Origin of the sequence: Amycolatopsis sp. A133 (assembly GCF_031082405.1) — a bacterium.
Taxonomy (GTDB): Bacteria; Actinomycetota; Actinomycetes; order Mycobacteriales; family Pseudonocardiaceae; genus Amycolatopsis.
In genome coordinates, this window is the sequence record NZ_JAVHJU010000001.1 from 203941 (window position 1) to 220396 (window position 16456).

General features: G+C 73.0%; 15 protein-coding genes. 6 read left to right on the plus strand and 9 right to left on the minus strand.

The features are described from left to right. Positions 1 to 79: 79 nt before the first annotated feature. The 3 genes from Q5425_RS01040 to Q5425_RS01050 all read right to left on the minus strand — a co-directional run bounded on the left by Q5425_RS01040 (position 80) and on the right by Q5425_RS01050 (position 1975). On the minus strand, positions 80 to 838 hold the full coding sequence (locus tag Q5425_RS01040) for a glucose 1-dehydrogenase (RefSeq protein ID WP_308670116.1): 759 nt from the start codon (positions 836 to 838) through the stop codon (positions 80 to 82). Next, the gene (locus Q5425_RS01045; RefSeq protein ID WP_308670117.1) at positions 835 to 1701 is read right to left on the minus strand and encodes a 3-oxoacyl-ACP reductase; all 867 of its coding nucleotides are present in this window, start codon (positions 1699 to 1701) and stop codon (positions 835 to 837) included. The genes Q5425_RS01040 and Q5425_RS01045 overlap by 4 nt, the downstream gene beginning before the upstream one ends. An 82-nt stretch (positions 1702 to 1783) precedes the next feature. Beyond that, positions 1784 to 1975, minus strand: a complete 192-nt coding sequence (locus Q5425_RS01050; protein ID WP_308670118.1) for a ferredoxin — start codon at positions 1973 to 1975, stop codon at positions 1784 to 1786. Positions 1976 to 2045: 70 nt separating this feature from the next. On the opposite strand from Q5425_RS01050, the gene Q5425_RS01055 reads away from it, so the two are divergent. Both Q5425_RS01055 and Q5425_RS01060 read left to right on the plus strand, forming a co-directional pair. After that, positions 2046 to 3206, plus strand: coding sequence for an acyl-CoA dehydrogenase family protein (locus tag Q5425_RS01055; RefSeq protein WP_308670119.1), 1161 nt, complete (start codon positions 2046 to 2048; stop codon positions 3204 to 3206). A gap of 22 nt (positions 3207 to 3228) precedes the next feature. After that, positions 3229 to 4272: an acyl-CoA dehydrogenase family protein gene (locus Q5425_RS01060; RefSeq protein ID WP_308670120.1), complete on the plus strand. Its 1044-nt coding sequence runs from the start codon at positions 3229 to 3231 to the stop codon at positions 4270 to 4272. Here the strand turns inward: Q5425_RS01060 and Q5425_RS01065 are convergent. From Q5425_RS01065 to Q5425_RS01075, 3 genes are read right to left on the minus strand one after another with little or no spacing between them, the layout of a single operon-like run. After that, on the minus strand, positions 4248 to 5390 hold the full coding sequence (locus Q5425_RS01065; RefSeq protein ID WP_308670121.1) for a serine hydrolase domain-containing protein: 1143 nt from the start codon (positions 5388 to 5390) through the stop codon (positions 4248 to 4250). The genes Q5425_RS01060 and Q5425_RS01065 overlap by 25 nt on opposite strands. 2 nt (positions 5391 to 5392) lie before the next feature. Then, complete coding sequence (locus tag Q5425_RS01070) at positions 5393 to 8074, minus strand: GNAT family N-acetyltransferase (protein WP_308670122.1); 2682 nt, start codon at positions 8072 to 8074, stop codon at positions 5393 to 5395. Between the two features lie 2 nt (positions 8075 to 8076). Then, entirely contained in the window at positions 8077 to 9246 is a 1170-nt protein-coding gene (locus tag Q5425_RS01075) for an acetoin utilization protein AcuC (protein WP_308670123.1), read from the minus strand. Positions 9247 to 9279: 33 nt separating this feature from the next. On the opposite strand from Q5425_RS01075, the gene Q5425_RS01080 reads away from it, so the two are divergent. Next, positions 9280 to 10020: an alpha/beta hydrolase gene (locus Q5425_RS01080; protein ID WP_308670124.1), complete on the plus strand. Its 741-nt coding sequence runs from the start codon at positions 9280 to 9282 to the stop codon at positions 10018 to 10020. Between the two features lie 142 nt (positions 10021 to 10162). On the opposite strand, the gene Q5425_RS01085 is transcribed toward Q5425_RS01080, so the two are convergent. Beyond that, entirely contained in the window at positions 10163 to 11008 is an 846-nt protein-coding gene (locus Q5425_RS01085) for a sulfurtransferase (RefSeq protein ID WP_308670125.1), read from the minus strand. Positions 11009 to 11221: 213 nt separating this feature from the next. Here Q5425_RS01085 and Q5425_RS01090 point away from each other — a divergent pair, with 213 nt between their 5' ends. The 3 genes from Q5425_RS01090 (at position 11222) to galE (ending at position 14199) form a co-directional block, all read left to right on the plus strand. Continuing rightward, complete coding sequence (locus Q5425_RS01090; RefSeq protein ID WP_084093602.1) at positions 11222 to 11938, plus strand: metal-dependent transcriptional regulator; 717 nt, start codon at positions 11222 to 11224, stop codon at positions 11936 to 11938. After that, positions 11935 to 13119: a galactokinase gene (gene galK / locus Q5425_RS01095; RefSeq protein WP_308670126.1), complete on the plus strand. Its 1185-nt coding sequence runs from the start codon at positions 11935 to 11937 to the stop codon at positions 13117 to 13119. The genes Q5425_RS01090 and galK overlap by 4 nt, the downstream gene beginning before the upstream one ends. Positions 13120 to 13218: 99 nt before the next feature. Then, positions 13219 to 14199 (plus strand): UDP-glucose 4-epimerase GalE, encoded by a 981-nt coding sequence (galE, locus tag Q5425_RS01100; RefSeq protein WP_308670128.1) that lies wholly within the window; start codon positions 13219 to 13221, stop codon positions 14197 to 14199. Positions 14200 to 14293: 94 nt separating this feature from the next. Here galE and Q5425_RS01105 read toward each other — a convergent pair whose 3' ends face one another. Together Q5425_RS01105 and Q5425_RS01110 are read right to left on the minus strand one after the other, a co-directional pair. Next, on the minus strand, positions 14294 to 15358 hold the full coding sequence (locus tag Q5425_RS01105) for a DUF4192 domain-containing protein (RefSeq protein ID WP_308670129.1): 1065 nt from the start codon (positions 15356 to 15358) through the stop codon (positions 14294 to 14296). Positions 15359 to 15516: 158 nt separating this feature from the next. Beyond that, positions 15517 to 16371, minus strand: a complete 855-nt coding sequence (locus tag Q5425_RS01110; RefSeq protein WP_308670130.1) for a M23 family metallopeptidase — start codon at positions 16369 to 16371, stop codon at positions 15517 to 15519. Positions 16372 to 16456: the final 85 nt, after the last annotated feature.

Consider the following 16456-nt stretch of genomic DNA (forward strand, 5'->3'; position numbering starts at 1 on the left):
AGTCGCCCCCGAGTCTTCTCCACACCCGGTTCCCGCTTTTCGTTAGCGGTGTTCACTCAAGCTCTTCGGTCGTTCCCGCCTAGAAGTTGAGGGCGTGCGTCGCCGTGGCTCCGCCGTCCGCGACGAACTCCGCCCCCGTGCAGTACGCGCTCTCGTCGCTGGCCAGGAACAGCACCAGCTTGGCGATGTCCTCCGGCTGCCCGACCCGCTTCAGGGCGACCTTCTTCCCCACGTACGACATGTCGACTTTCTGGCCGCCCGCCGCGGTCTCGACCATCTTGGTGTCGATCGCGCCGGGGTGCACCGAGTTGACGCGGATGTGCTTCTTGCCGAGCTCCATCGCCGCGACCTTGGTCATGCCGCGGATCGCGAACTTGCTCGCGGTGTAGGCGACGAGGTAGGGCATCCCGGCCAGACCCTCCACAGAGGACACGTTGACGATGGAGCCACCGCCGGCGGCGGTCATCGGTTCAACGACCGAACGCATCCCGAGAAACGCCCCGATCTGGTTCACCCGGATCACGCGTTCGTAATCGGCCAGCGTCGTCTTGCCCAGTTCCGAGAAATGGAGGATCCCCGCGTTGTTGACCAGCACGTTCGGGGCACCGAACTCGGTGGTCGCGCGCTCGACCGCGGCGGTCCAGCCGTCCTCGTCGCCGACGTCGAGGTGCTGGTAGACGGCGCTTTCGCCGAGGTCGGCGGCCAGCTGCTTGCCCTCGTCGTCCAGGATGTCGGCGATCACCACCTTCGCGCCTTCGACGACGAACGCGCGTGCGGCGGCCTCGCCCTGCCCGCGCGCGGCGCCGGTGATCAGGGCGATCTTCCCGTCCAGCCTCATGACTCTCCCAGGATCTCGGTGGCGGCGAACATCCGGCCGGGGTCGCGGTCGGCGAAGAAGGCGCTGACGGACGTCTCGAGCTCGTCGAGGCTCCAGCGCTGCTCGATCCTCGGCGCTTCGACCAGCGCGACCGTGCCGCCGTGGACGACGAACACCTGGCCGTTGACGGGCTCGGCCGCGGGCGAAGCGAGGTAGGCGACGAAGGGGGCGACGTGCTCGACCGAAAGAGGGTCGGCGCCGGCTGGAGTGTTCTCAGGAGCGGCGCCGAACACGCCCTCGGTCATCGCCGTCCGCGCCCGCGGGCAGATCGCGTTCGCGCGGACGCCGTACTTGGCCAGGCCGCGAGCGGCCGACATGGTGAGCGCGGTGATGCCCGCCTTGGCCGCCGCGTAGTTGGGCTGGCCCGGCGAGCCGATGAGGAAGGCTTCGGACGCGGTGTTGACCAAGCGCCCGTAGACCGGCTTCCCGTCCGCTTTGGACTTGTCGCGCCAGTGCTTCGCGGCGTTGCGGGACAACAGGAAGTGGCCACGCAGGTGGACGCGCAGCACGGTGTCCCAGTCGTCGTCGGACATCGAGAAGAGCATCTTGTCGCGCAGCACGCCTGCGTTGTTGACCACGATGTCGAGCCCGCCGAGGTCGAGCGCGGCTTCCGTGAGCGCGTCGGCCGTGGCGCGGTCCCCGACGTCGCCGGCGACCGCGACGGCCTTGCCGCCGGCCGCTTCGATCTCGGCGACGACGTCCTTCGGCTCACCGATGTCGTTGACGACGACCGTGGCGCCCCGGGCGGCCAGGGCGAGCGCTTCGGCCCGCCCCAAGCCCGCGGCGGCGCCCGTGACGATCGCCGTCCTGCCGGTCAGGCTCACGCGCGGCCTCCTCGTCGAGTCCTGTGATCGGGCCTACATTAGAATCTGTTCTCGTTCAGAGCAAGCCCTTGAGTGAACAGCGCTAACCAATGGTGAACAGGGCGTTCTTCGGGCAACCCTTGATCGCGTCGGAAACACGTTCCACCTGGTCGGCCGGCACCGCGCCGGGCCGGATGACGAGCTCTTCGTCCTCGTCCAGGTCGAAGACGTCCGGCGCGAGCCCCACGCACACCGCGTTCGCCTCGCAGAGCGAACGGTCGACCCCGATCTCCATGCTTCCTCCGCCACGAGAGTCCTGGTACAACTAGAACAGGTTCTAGTGTAACGCCGGATCGAGGTGACGGGTGCGGATCGACTACACCCCGGAGCAGCGCGCGCTGGCCGCGGAGCTACGGGAGTACTTCGCCGAGCTGATGACGCCCGAGCGGCGGGAAAGCCTCCGCGCGGGCGACGAGTACGGCGACGGGGTGGCGTACAAGGAAATCGTGCGGCAGCTGGGCAAGGACGGCTGGCTCGCGCTCGGCTGGCCGAAGGAGTACGGCGGGCAGGGCCGGCCGATGCTCGACCAGCTCATCTTCACCGACGAAGCGGCCGTCGCCGGGGTGCCGGTCCCGTTCCTCACGGTGAACACCGTCGGGCCGACCATCATGCGCTACGGCACCGAAGAGCAGAAGGCGTTCTACCTGCCGAAGATCGCCGCCGGGGAGCTGCACTTCTCGATCGGCTACTCCGAGCCGGAGGCCGGCACCGACCTGGCGTCGCTGCGGACGCGCGCCGAGCGCGACGGCGACGAGTACGTCGTCACCGGCCAGAAGATGTGGACGAGCCTGATCGAGTACGCCGACTACGTCTGGCTCGCGGTCCGGACCGATCCGGACGCGAAGAAGCACCGCGGGCTGTCGATCCTCATCGTGCCGACATCGGCTCCCGGGTTCTCGTGGACCAAGGTGCACACGGTCGCGGGCGCCGGGACGAGCGCGACCTACTACGACGGCGTGCGCGTGCCGGTGTCGGCGCGGGTCGCCGAGGAGAACGCGGGCTGGCCGCTGATCACCAACCAGCTCAACCACGAGCGCGTCGCGCTGACGTCGTCGGCGCCGATCCGCAAGGCGCTGGCCGACGTGCTGGAATGGGCGAAGGAGACCGGCGCCGTCGACCACGAATGGGTGCGGCTCCACCTGGCGCGGGTGCACGCGGGCGCGGAGTACCTGAAGCTGCGGAACTGGCGGATCGCCTGGGCGGCCGCGGCCAGCGAGCTCGGCCCGGCCGAGGCGTCGGCGACGAAGGTGTTCGGCACGGAGTTCGTGATCGAGGCCTACCGGCTGCTGATGGAGGTGCTCGGCGCGGCCGCCGTCGTCCGCGAAGGCTCGCCGGGCGCGCTGCTGGCCGGGCGGATCGAGCGGCTGCACCGGTCGGCGCTGATCCTCACCTTCGGCGGCGGCACCAACGAGATCCAGCGGGACATGATCGCCGCCACCGCCCTCGGCCTGCCCGTCACGCGCTAGGAGCACCCAGTCAGGAGAAAGCATGGACTTCACCCTTTCCGAAGCGTCGGCCGACCTCGCCGCGCTGACTCGGCGGCTGCTGGCGGACAAGGCCACCCACGACCCGCACGGCACCGGCGGCTTCGACCCGGCCGCGTGGACGGCGCTCGGCCAGGCGGGCGTGCTGGACGCGGCCCTGCCGTCGTCGCTCGGCGGCGGCGGGTTCGGGCTGCTGGAGCAGTGCGCGGTGCTGACCGAGATCGGCCGCGCGGTGGCGGCGGTCCCCTATCTCCCGTCGATCACGATGGCGGCGTCGGCGCTGGCGGAGTTCGGCCCACCCGAGCTGGTGGACCGCTGGGTCCTGCCGGTGCTGCGCGGCGAACGGGTCCTGGCCGTGGCGCTGTCCGGGTTCACGGCTTCGGACGGACGGGTGTCCGGTGCGCAGACGGCGGTGCCGTTCGGCGCCTTCGCGCACGGATTCCTGGTGGCCGCGTCCGGCGAGGTGTTCCTCGTCGACGCGGCGGCTCCGGGCGTCACGGTGCGGCCGCAGCAGACGGTCGACCACGCGGACGCCGGCCTGCTGGAGCTGTCCGACGTGCCGGGGGTGTCGCTGGGCGACATCGGCGAGTGGCTGCGCCTGCGCGGAACGGTCGGCGTGTGCGCGCAGCAGCTCGGCGTGGTCGAGCGGGCGCTGGAGCTGACGGCGGCGTACGCGGCCGAGCGGAAGCAGTTCGACCACGTCATCGGCGGGTTCCAGGCGGTCCGCCAGCGGCTCGCGGACGCCTACGTGGACGTCGAAGCGGTCCGGCTGACGTCGCTGCAGGCGGCGTGGCAGCTGGCCTCGGACGTCCCGGACGCCTCGGCGGCGGTGGCGACGGCGAAGTTCTGGGCCGCGGAAGCGGGCCACCGGGTGGCCCACACGGCGGTCCACGTCCACGGCGGCGTCGGCATCGACGTCGACCACGTGGTGCACCGGTACTTCGTGGCGGCGAAGCGCCTGGAGTTCGAGCTCGGCCCGGCCACCGCGCAGCTCCTGGCGCTGGGCGGCCTCCTCGCCGGGGGTCAGGCGGGGTCCGTGACCGCGTAGGTCCAGAACTCGCGCATCAGCGGGGTGGGCTCGGGGCTGGTCATCTCGACCTGCGTCAGCAGCACCGAGACCGTGCCCCTCGCCGGGGTCAGGTGCAGGGCCGTGCCCGCGCCGCCGACCCAGCCGTAGCGGCCCGGGACCTCCCAGGGTTCCTTCGCGTCGACGTCGACCGAGCCGCCGAAGCCCCAGCCCTGGCCCTGCAGGAACGGCCGCGCGGCCGCCCGCTGGGCCGGGGTCAGGTGGTCGGTCGTCATCCGGTGCACCGACTCCGGTGTCAGCAGGCGGTGGCCGCCCGCCGTGCCCTCGTCGCGCAGGAACCGCGCGAACGCCAGCAGGTCGTCGGCCGTCGAGACGAGCCCGCCGGACCCGGACGGGAACGGCGGCGGGGCGCTCCACCGGCCCTCCGGCGCATCGACCAGCACGAGCCCGTCCTCGCCGGGGCGGTAGGCGCTGGTGAACCGGCCCAGCGCCGCGGTCGGCACGGTGAACCCGGTGTCGGCCATGCCGAGCGGTTCGAACAGCCGCTCCGCCAGGAACTCCGGCAGCGGGCGGCCGGCGACCCGCGCGATCAGCACGCCCTGCAGATCCGAACCGGTGTCGTAGAGCCACGCTTCCCCCGGCTGGTGCAGCAGCGGCACCTGCGCCAGCCCCGCCAGCCACTCGTCCGGCGACAGGGCCCGCGCCGACCCGGCCGGGGAGCCGAGCACCTGGAACAGCAGCTCCACCGCGGGCAGCGTCATGTCCGCCGCGAAGCCGTACCCGCAGCGGAAGGTCAGCAGGTCGGCCACCGTGATCGGGCGGACGGCCGGCACCACGTCGTCGACCGGGCCCGCAGGCGTCCGGACGACCACCGGCGACGCCAGCTCCGGCAGCCACCGCGCGACCGGGTCGTCCAGGGCCAGCTCGCCGTCGTCGGCGAGCAGCAGGACCGCCGCGGCCACGATCGGCTTGGTGAGCGACGCGATGCGGAACAGCGAGTCCCGCGCCATCGGCAGGGTGCCCTCGACGTCGGCCGAGCCGGCGGCCGCGGCTTCGACTTGGTCGCCGCGGGCCACGAGCGCCACCGCGCCCGGCAGGCCGCCGGTGTGCCGGGTCAGCAGCCCGGTCAGCGAAGCCATGCTCAGTCCTGGGGGTTGATCGCGCGCAGCCGTCGCGGACCGGTGTCGGGCCGGGACGGCGGCGCCCCCAGCACCAGGCGGGCGTTGGCGACGAAGGCGCCGTCCGGCGAGGCCAGGATCGGGTCCAGCACCAGCGACCGCACCTCCGGGTTGTCCTCGGCCAGCGCGGCCACCCGCAGCACCATGTCCTGCAGCGCGGCGAGGTCGGCCGGCTCGTCGCCGCGGTAGCCGGTGAGCAGCGGCGCCGTCCGCGGCTCGCGCAGCAGGGTCGCGGCGTCGACGTCGGTGAGCGGCACGGCCCGGTAGGCGCGGTCGCCGAGCAGCGTGCTGACCAGCCCGGACAACCCGAACGACACGAGCGTGCCGAACGACGGGTCGTCCTGCAGCCCGATCACGCACGACAGGCCCTTGGGCGCCATCCGCTGGACGTACACCTCGTCGTCGCCGGAGACGTCCCGCAGCGTCTCGTACGCGGTGCGCACCGCGTCTTCGGAGGCGAGGTCGAGCCGGACGCCGGCCAGGTCGGGCCGGCCGCGCAGCCGCTCGTCGACCGCCTTGAGCGTCACCGGGTAACCCAGCTCGCCCGCCGCCGCGACCGCTTCGTCCACAGTGGACACGGTGCGGAAGGGCACCACGCCGATGCCGTAGCAGTCCAGCAGCCGCACGACTTCGGCGTCCGAGAGCAACGTCGTCTTGCCGCCGTCGGCGTCCAGGAGCTCGCGGACGATCCCCTGCGCCTGTTCGGTGTGGACGCCCGAGGGCCGCACCAGCGTGCCCTGCGGGCGTTGCCGCCACGCCGCGTACCGCACGACCCGGGCCAGGGCGTTCACCGCGCGTTCGGGACTCGGGTACGACGGGATCGAGCCGCGCGTGGGCACGCCGTCGCCCGACAGCACCGCGAGTTCGTCCGGGACGCCTTCGGCGGCGAGGAACGTCGAGACGATCGGCTTGCGCTGCCCCAGTTCGACGACGGTCTCGCGCAGAGCACGCGCGTACGCCGTGCCGGGGATCGCCACCGGCGGCGCGAACACGACGACGAGCGCGTCGGTCTCCGGTGAGGTGAGGGCCTCGCGGACGGCCTTCGCGAACTCCTCCGGCGAGGCCTGCGGGCCGACGTCCACCGGGTCCGACGCCAGCCGCAGCCCCTGCATCCGCGCGGTGTCGGCGGCCAGGAGCCCGATCGCGCTGGAGTTGCCGACGATGCCGACCCGCGGCCCGGCGGGCAGCGGCTGGTGGGCGAACACGAGCGCGGTGTCGAACAGCTGCGCCAGCGACTCGACCCGCACCACCCCGGCGTGCTCGAACAGCGCCTGGACGCTGGCCTCGTCGATCTCCGTCGACGTCGCCGCCAGCTGCGGCCGGACCGCGTGCCGCCCCGACTTGACCGCGACGATCGGCTTCGTCCGGGCGAGCCGCCGGGCCAGCCGCGCGAACTTGCGCGGGTTGCCGAAGGACTCGAGGTACAGCAGCACGAGGTCGGTGTCCGGATCGGTTTCCCAGTACTGGAGCAGGTCGTTGCCCGAGACGTCGGCACGGTTGCCGGCCGAGACGAACGTCGACAGCCCGAGGCCGCGCGACTCGGCGTCGGCGAGGATCGCGGTGCCCAGCGCGCCGGACTGGCAGAAGAAGCCGGTGCGCCCGCGGCCGGGCAGCCGCGGCGCGAGGGTGGCGTTGAGCCGGATCCCGGGCGCGGTGTTCAGCACGCCGAGCGCGTTCGGGCCGACCACGCGCATGCCGTGCGCCCGCGCTTCGCCGACCAGCCGCAGCTCGGCGTGCAGGCCGTGCGGTCCCGACTCGGCGAAGCCGCCGGAGACGATCAGCAGCGTCTTGACGCCCTTCGCCAGGCAAGCGTCCAAAACGGACTCGACGGCTTCGGCGGGCACCGCGACCAGCGCGAGGTCCACCGGGTCCGGGATGTCCAGCACCGACGGGTACGCACGGACGCCGCGGATCGACCGGTGCTCCGGGTTCACCGGGTAGACGGTGCCGGTGAAGGCGGCGGCCAGGAGGTTCACGAAGGCGACGTGGCCGACCTTGCCGGGCTCGGCGGACGCGCCGATCACGGCGATCGAGGACGGGTGCAGGAGGTTGTGCACGCTGCGGGCCTCGGCCGCCTGCTCCCGGGAGCGCGCGACGGCGAGCGACTCCTCGGTCGGGTCGATGTCGAATTCCAGGTGCAGCACGCCTTCTTCGATCTCGCGGCTGACCTGGTACCCGGCGTCGCGGAACACGCGCACCATGGCGGAGTTTTCGGCGAGCACCTCGGCGACGAACCGGCGCAGCCCGCATTCGGACGCGGCCGCGGCGAGGTGTTCGAGCAGGATCGAGCCGAGCCCGCGGCCCTGGTGGGCGTCGCTGACGACAAAGGCGACCTCCGCCGACGGCCCGTGGTCGAGCCGTTCGTACCGGCCGACGGCCACGATGTCGTCGCCCAGGAACGCGGCGAACGCGACCCGGTCGTGGTGGTCGACCGTGGAGAAGCGCTTGAGGTCCTTCTCGGGGATCCGCGGGTAGGCGCCGAAGTAGCGGAAGTAGCGGGTGCGCTCGGAGAGCTTCGCGTGGAAGGCGACGAGGCCGTCGGCGTCGGTGGGCACGACCGGGCGCAGGTGGACGGTGCCGCCGTCGGACAGCACGACGTCGGCCTCCCAGTCGCGGGGGTAGTCGAAGGGGTCCCGTCCGGCCATGGTCAGTCCCTGGGGTCGTCCGGGTCGAGGCCGTGCAGGGGGAAGACGGCACGGCGCGTGTCCCGGACGGCGATGTCGACCGGGTCGTCCTCCCCGTCGCCCCACGGCTTGAACCCGGTGTCGCGGTTGTCGGACATGGTTTGCGGGAGCTCGGCGTGCGGGGCGGCCTTGCCGACGGTGGCGACCCACTCGGCCGGCAGCGGCGTCGCGGGGTCGACGTCCCGGTCGAGGACGGTGGCGATCAGGTGCGTCCAGGACCGGGGAACGACCCGGATCAGCTGGTAACCCCCGCCGCCGACGGCGATCCACTTACCGCCGGCGTAGGTCTCCGCGAGGTCGCGGAGGGTGGTGTAGATGGTGCGGTGCCCGTCGACGGACAGGGAGAGGTCGGCCAGGGGGTCTTCTTCGTGCGAGTCGACCCCGCACTGGGTGAAGAGCAGCTGCGGTTCGAAGTCGGCGAGCAGCGAGGGGACGACGGCGTTGAAGGCGCGCAGCCACCCGGGATCCCGGGTCCGCGGCGGCAGCGGGACGTTGACGGAGGTGCCGTCGGCCTTCCCGCGGCCGGTTTCGGCGGAGTAGCCGGTGCCGGGCCAGAGCGTGAAGGGGTGCTGGTGCAGGGAAATGGTGAGGACGCGCGGGTCGTCGTAGAAGGCGGCCTGGACGCCGTCGCCGTGGTGGACGTCGGTGTCGATGTAGGCGATGCGGTCGAAGCCGTGGTCGAGCAGCCACGAGATGGCGACGGCACAGTCGTTGTAGACGCAGAAGCCGGCGGCCTGGTCCCGCAGGGCGTGGTGCAGTCCCCCGGCGATGTTGACGGCCCGCCGGGCCTCCCCCTCGGCGACCTTCCGGGCGGCGAGCAGCGTCGACCCGACGACGAGCGCGGAGGCGTCGTGCATGTCGGAGAAGACGGGGTTGTCGGCGGTCCCGAGCCCGTGCCCGACGTCCCACCCGACGAGCGGCGCCTCCCGCACGGCGGCGAGGTATTCGGGGGCGTGGACGCGGAGGAGTTCTTCGTCCCCGGCGCCGGTCGGGACGAGGAGCTCGACGTCGTCGAGCACGCCGAGCCCGGTGGCCAGCCGGACGGTGAGCTCCAGCCGGACGGGATTGAAGGGGTGATCCCCACCCAGGTCATAACCGAGCAGAGCACGGTCCCAAACAACGGCCGGCGACATACCGCCCGACTCTAGTGCCGATCGGGTAACTCCGTGGACTGGAAAACCCCGGACCGGTTCGCTGTGCAGGTGCACTTCACCGATCACGGCGGCCCCGGCACCCCGGTGGTCCTGCTCCACGGCGGCGGCCGCGACAGTTCCGACTGGGACCCGGTGGTCGCCCGGCTGCGCGCGCTGGGCGCCCGCCCGGTGACGTTCGACCTGCGCCTTCACGGCGGCGCCTGGACGTGGGAGCGCGCCTTGGCCGACGTCCGCGCGGTGGCGGAGCGGCTGTCGCCGGCCCGGCCGGTGGTCGCGGGTCATTCCCTGGGCGGCATGGTGGCCACGCTCTGGGCCGGCCGCGAGGACTGTCCCCTGGCCCTGAACCTCGACGGCCACGGCAACCCGACCTCCCCGGCCCACTACCTCGGCCTCCCCGACGCGGCGGCCGGGCACCGCGCGGTCCAGGCGGCCTTGGCGCGGATGGCGGAGGGCCTCGACGAGGACTTCCGGGCGGTGATGCGCGCCATCGACGCCTTGGACCTGTTCGCGGCGTACCGGCGGGCCCGCGGCCCGCTGGTGGTGACGCGCGGAACGCGGTCGATGGCGGGCCTGCTGCCCGAGACGGCGCAGGAGCCGTGGCGCGCGTACGAGCGGTGGACGTTGTCCGAGCTGCGCCGGACGGCTGCGGCGGTGGATTCGTTCCGGTTGTGCGAGACGGCCACCGGCCACGACGTCCACCTGGAGGATCCGGACCTGGTGGTGTCGCTGATCGCCCCGGCACTCGGCGGTTGAGGGGCTTTCGTCGCCGATGGGGTGCCGGGACGGGGTCGGCTGGGCCGAATCGTCTCAGGCGCGGAGTTGCGCGGGTCGCAGGCGACCGCCCACGACAACCCGAGACGGCCGCGCCCCGGCCCGGCGCCCCGCTCGCAATGGCTCAGCCGGGCAAGGTGCCCGTCGCCGCGGGGCGCTGGGGGTCTCGGGACCAGTGGGACCACGAGCCCGCGTACAGGCCCGCGCCCGGGTGGCCCGCCAGTTCCAGGGCGAGCACCACCGAACTGGCCGTCACCCCCGAACCGCAGTACGCGCCGACCGGCTCGCCCGGGCGCAGGCCCAGGCTCGCGAACCTCTCCGCCAGCTCCGCCGGGGCGTGCCAGCGGCCGTCCGCGCCTGTGTGGCCGGCGAACGGGGCGTTCACCGCGCCCGGGATGTGGCCCGCGCGGGGATCCACCGGCTCCGTCTCGCCCGCGTAGCGCGCAGCGGCGCGGGCGTCGAGCAGCAGGCCGTCGCGGGCCAGGGCGGCCGCTTCGTCCGCGTCGAGGACCGGCATGGCTCCCGGGCGGACCGTGATGTCGCCCGGCTCCGGGTGCACCTCCTCCGTGCTCACCGGGTGACCCTCGGCCGTCCACGCTGCGTAACCGCCGTCGAGGACCGCCACCTCGTTGTGGCCCGCCCAGCGCAGCAGCCACCACGCTCGCGCCGCCACCGAACCGTCGGCGTCGTCGTACGCCACCACCGGGGTGGCCGTCCGGATGCCGGCCGCGCGCAGGTCGCGCTGCAAATCCTCCGGGTCGGGCAGCGGGTGGCGGCCGCCCTCGCCCGGTTCGCCGGCGAGCACGCGGTCGAGGTCGGCGAACACCGCGCCGGGCACGTGGCCCTCCTGGTAGGACTCCGCGCCGGGCGGGCCGGCGAGCCGCCAGCGGACGTCGAGGACCACGGGGCGGTCCCCGGCCGGGCCCGCCAGCGCGGCGGCGAGGTCGGTGGTGCTGATCAGCGGACGCATGCCCCCATCTTCCAGCGGCCGCCCGCCCGGCCGCGCCGGGGTGCGGACATCTCCCCCACCGGCGAGTTGTCACCGATCCGGCCGAAAGCAGGCCGTCCCCCGCTCGGCACGTGACCATCGCCGCGAAGTCTTCGGCCGTGCCTGTGGTCGGATCGGTAACCATCGGCGCTGTACCCCCGTGGCCCGCCGCCGCTGCCGGGGTCAACGACTACGATGAGCAACGCGGACGAAGGGGACAGCGTGAACGATCTCATCGACACCACCGAGATGTACTTGCGTACCATCTACGAGCTCGAAGAAGAAGGTGTCGTTCCGCTGCGCGCCCGCATCGCCGAGCGCCTGCAGCAGAGCGGCCCGACCGTGAGCCAGACCGTCGCCCGGATGGAGCGCGACGGGCTGGTGGTGGTCGCCGACGACCGGCACCTCCAGCTGACCGACCACGGCCGCGAACTGGCCATCGCCGTGATGCGCAAGCACCGCCTGGCCGAACGCCTGCTCGTCGACGTGATCGGGCTCGAGTGGGAGCACGTGCACAACGAGGCGTGCCGGTGGGAGCACGTGATGAGCGAGGCCGTCGAGCGCAAGCTGGTCAAGCTGCTCGACCACCCGACCACGTCCCCGTACGGCAACCCGATCCCCGGCCTCGACAAGCTGGGCGACGGCGAACCCGCGCCGCCCGCGGAGGCCGACCTGGTCCGGCTCGACGAGTTCGCCCGCACCGGCGGCGGCCGCGTCGAGATCCGGCGCATCGCCGAGCACGTCCAGCTGGACGAGTCGCTGATGACCGAGCTCAAGTCCGTCGGCATCGTGCCGGGCGGCACGGTCACCGTCGGCAAGGCCACCGGCGGCACCATCGAGGTCACCGGCGGGGACACCACCGCCCAGGTCGCCAGCTCCGCCCTGCACGCCGTTCTGGCCCAGGCCCGATGAGCCCCGCTTCGGAGGCCGTGGCCGCGTTCCGCACGGTCCACGGCACCGCGCCGGCCGGCGCCTGGTCGGCGCCCGGCCGCGTCAACCTGATCGGCGAGCACACCGACTACAACGACGGCTTCGTGCTGCCGTTCGCCCTGCCGCACCGGCTGGCCGCGGCGGCGTCGCCCCGTGAGGACGGCGTGCTGTCCGTGGCCACCCTGGGCGACGACGGCCAGGTCCAGCGCTCCGGCGAGCTCAAGATCGCCGACCTGGAGCCGGGCAAGGTCGACGGGTGGGCCGCGTACCCGGCGGGCGTTGCCTGGGTGCTGCGCGACCAGGGCTTCGCGAACGGGGCCGACCTGGTCATCGCCGGGGACGTGCCGTCGGGGGCCGGGCTGTCCTCCTCCCACGCGCTCGAGTGCGCGGTGTCGCTGGCGTTGCTGGGGCTGGCCGGCCTGGAACTGGACGGCAGCCGCACCGACGTCCCGACGCGGCCCCAGATCGCGCGGTGGGTGCAGCGGTCGGAAAACGACTTCGTCGGCGCCCCCACCGGCCTGCTCGACCAGACGGCGTCCCTCTGCTGCACCGAGTCCCACGTGCTGTTCCTCGACGTGCGCTCGGGTGAGCAGGAGCAGGTGCCGTTCGGCCTCGCCGAGGCCGGGCTGCAGGTGCTGATCATGGACACCCGCACCAAGCACTCGCACGCCGAAGGCGGGTACGGCGAGCGCCGCCGCGGCACCGAACGGGCAGCCGAGCTGCTCGGGGTGAAGGCGCTGCGCGACGTCACCGTCGAAGGCCTCTCCGACGCCCTCGACCGGCTGCCGGAAGACCTCGTGCCGCTGGTGCGGCACGTCGTCACCGAAAACCAGCGGGTGCTCGAGACCGTCGAGCTGCTGCGTGCCGGGCGGCTGGCCGGCATCGGGCCGTACCTGGACGCCTCGCACGTCAGCATGCGCGACGACTACCGGATCTCCACGGCCGAACTGGACCTCGCGGTCGACTCGGCGCGCGAAGCCGGCGCCCTCGGCTCGCGGATGACCGGCGGCGGCTTCGGCGGCTCGGCGATCGCGCTGGTCCGCGACGCCGACCTGGAGCGGGTCAAGGCGGCCGTCGAAGCCGCGTACGAAAAGGCCGGCTACCGGCGGCCGCGGATGTTCACGGCGGTGCCCTCGCGCGGCGCCGGCCGCGACGAGCTCTGACGTCGCGCGGGTCCGCCCGGGGCAACCCCCGCGCGGACCCGCGCGCCGGCGAGGGGGAAGACTGTGGAGCACAGTCACCCTCGGCAGGAAGGCCTGGATGTGTCGGAGCAGAACAACGCCCTGAAGCTGGTCGTGACGGGCGGAGCCGGGTACGTCGGCAGTGTCTGCGCCGCCCGGCTGATCGAAGCCGGGCACCGGGTCACCGTCGTCGACGACCTGTCCACCGGGCACGCCGACGCCGTCCACCCGGACGCGCGGTTCATCGAGGGCGACATCGCCGAGGTGGCGGGCAGCCTGCTGCGCGAGGGCTTCGACGGCGTGCTGCACTTCGCGGCCAAGTCGCTGGTCGGCGAGTCGATGACGGAGCCGGCGAAGTACTGGCAAGGCAACGTCGTCACCACGCTGCGGCTGCTCGAGGCCATGCACGAGCACGGCACGCCGCGCCTGGTGTTCTCCTCGACCGCGGCGACCTACGGCGAGCCGGAACAGTCCCCGATCCGGGAGACGGCCCCGACGCGGCCGACCAACACCTACGGCGCCACGAAGCTCGCCATCGACGCCGCGATCACCAGCTTCGCCGGCGCGCACGGCCTGGCCGCGGTGAGCCTGCGGTACTTCAACGTCGCGGGCGCGTACGGCGCCTTCGGTGAGCGCCACACCACGGAAACCCATCTCATCCCCCTCGTTCTCCAGGTCGCCACGGGCGACCGCGAGCGCATCCAGATCTTCGGCGACGACTACCCGACGCCGGACCACACGGCGGTGCGCGACTACATCCACGTCGTGGACCTCGCGGACGCGCACCTGCTGGCGCTGAAGCACGCGACCGCGGGCGAGCACCGCATCTACAACCTGGGCAACGGCACCGGGTTCTCCGTTCTCGAGGTGATCGAAGCCTGCCGCCAGGTCACCGGCCACCCGGTCCCGGCGGCGGTGGCCCCGCGCCGCGCGGGCGACCCGTCGGTGCTCGTGGCGGCCAGCGACCGGGCCCGCGAGGAACTGGGCTGGAAGCCGGAGCGCACCGAGCTGGCGGGGATCGTGCGGGACGCCTGGGAGTTCACCCGGTCGCGGCGAGGCTGACCCGCGCTGATCGCGGCGGGCCGGCTTCGGCGGAAGCTCGGCCCGGCCGCGGATCCACGGCGGCCGCCGATGTCCACAGTGGACGTCCATTCCGTCACACCGCTTGGTCCGCGTCGAAATCCACGGGCTCCGGGCCGAAGGCGGACAACGGGTCTGCCGCCGCCGCCAAGCCGCGCAGGACCTCGGGTGGGGTTCCCCGGTCCAGGACCCGCTTCAGCAGCGTGGCCAGCAAGTGGTCCGGGGCCGCCGCCAACGCGTTCTCCAGTGCCATGCCCGCGAAGGCGCCGTCGCCTCGCATGTACGCCGTGAAACCCAGCAGGGCCGCCGGTTCAGCCCGTTCCGGCGGTGGAAGCTCACGGACCAGCATGAGCCAGAAGCGCTCAGCTTCCCGTGCTGCCGCGGTGTTCGAGGGCACCGCCATCGCCAGGCACACGTCGCGGACCTCGGGCAGCTTCAACGCGCTGGCCAGCAGCACCGCTTCCTCGTCGGTCGGCGGGCCCTCGCCGCGGCAGCAGCGGGCGAAAGCCTGGCGGACCACCGATACCGCGTCGGTGAGGCAGGTGGAATCGGGCCAGGGCGGGGACGGCAGGCGAGCCAAGCCGGCCGCCCGGCGGGCGAGTGCTTCCGGCGAACGCGGGGCGAGCAGCCCCGCGAGCTCGTCGCGGCTGTCGAACGCCACCGTGCCGCGCTCGGTGGCCGTCGCCGCCAGCACCGTGGCGCGGGGGTCCGGCAACGAGCCGCCGCACTCGTCGTCGACGTAACACGCCCATGGTGCGCCGGTGGTGATGCCGGGCGTCCACAACGCGTGCGATACCGGGAGACCGAACTCCCCCAGTGCCTCCACCAGGTCGCCGACGAAACCCGCGTGCGGCAGCGGGCGGCCGGGTCTTCGCCGTCCGCCGACGATCACCAGCGTCACGCCGATGTGCCGGCCCGCCGCCAGCCGCGGGGCGAGTGCCTGGGCCTGGCGGGCCCGGTGTTCGCGGCGGGGCAGGTCACCGCGCAGCACCAGGCCCAGGCGATCGCCGGTGGGCCGGTGGCCGAGCAGGACGACGGACTTCTCGGGGCGGAACCCGATCAGGTACGGGAGCGCGGCCAGCAGCTGCGCGGGGTCTCGGAGGTCGACCGGCGGGCGGCCGGCCGGGGTGGCAGTGGTCATGCCTCCACAGTGGGGCAGGACGGGGCCGGCTGGGGCGGTGGCGGCAAATCTGTGGATCGACGGGGCCGATGTGGACAGAACCCGCCCGGCGGCCGCCGGGCGGGAGGTTCCTGTCGGTGGGGCGGGCTATGCTGCCCGGCCCCACCGGCCGGACAGGCTCAGCCGCAGTGCTCGAACCCGCTCTCGTAGGTGTTGCTGCCCACCGAGCCGCCCCACTTCACGCAGGTCGAGCCGGCGGTCTTCTCGACCGGCCCGGCGTAGTAGGTGAAGCTGCCGGAATCGGTCACCCGGGCCGCCCCTTCGACCTCGAGGAACGCGGCGACCGGGCTGGCCGTGCCGAGCGACGTGGCCTTCATCGTGGTCACGCAGTTCGCCTTGGTGGCCGCGTTGTACAGCAGGTAGGCCGTGCCCGAGGAGTTGGCCAGCGCCTGCTGGTCCACGACGGAGAAGCCGTCGCCGCACACCTCTTCGGCGGAGTACGGGTTGCCACCGCAGCCGTTCTTGCTTGTGAAGTTCGTGTGGCCGTAGTACGGCACGGCGACACCGTTCAGCTTCGCCTTCTGCACCGCACCGTTGAGGATCTCCTCGAAGTGCAGGTGCGGCCCGGTGACGCCGCCGGTCGCGCCGGCCTTGCCGATCTGCTTGCCGGCGGCCACGGACGCCCCGACGGAGACTTCCTGCGCCGACAGGTGCGCGTAGCGGGTCTTCCAGCCGCCGCCGTGGTCGACCTCGATCCACTTGCCGTAGCTGGTGGCACCCTTGTCCTCCACCCGGGTGACGGTGCCGGACGCCGCGGCGAGCACCGGCATGCCGGTGATGCCGTCCTTCTGGAAGTCGACCGAGTACTCCGGGCTGTGCCCGCTGAACGTCGCGGCGGTCACCGTGACGCCGCACTTGAACGGCACCTGGAAGTTGGGCGCGGCCGAGGCGGGCGCCTGACCGGCGAGGGTGAGGCCGAGCGCGGGCAGCGCCGCGGCGGCGGCGAGCAGGGCGAGCCGTCGCAACCTGGACATGGGGAAACCTCCTGACAAACGGGACAACTTGACCCCACGAAGCGAAGTCCGCGCCGGTACATTTTCCGTACAAGCACCCGCGGAG